1 protein-coding gene is annotated in these 242 nt (G+C 63.6%); it reads left to right on the forward strand.

All coding sequences use genetic code 11. The features are described from left to right. Nucleotides 1-242: oxidoreductase (locus tag NLU14_RS22755; RefSeq protein ID WP_476738665.1), on the forward strand; the 242-nt coding region annotated here is incomplete at both ends.

Here is a 242-nt window from a genome sequence, read left to right on the forward strand (position 1 = left end):
GATCGCGCCAGGCGCGCCGGTTTCGACGGTGTGGAGATCCACGCGGCCCACGGCTACATCATCGCCGGCTTCTTGTCGGGCTATTACAACCAGCGTGAAGACGAATACGGCGGCACGCTGGAAAACCGCGCCCGGCTGTTGCTGCAAATCATCGCGGCCATACGGGCCAAGGTCGGCCATGAATTTGCCGTGTGGCTGCGCCTGGACGCCGAAGAGTTGCACACCCCCGGCGGCATCAATCT

The sequence above is a fragment of the Marinobacter iranensis genome (genome assembly GCF_029207565.1).
Taxonomy (GTDB): Bacteria; Pseudomonadota; Gammaproteobacteria; order Pseudomonadales; family Oleiphilaceae; genus Marinobacter; species Marinobacter iranensis.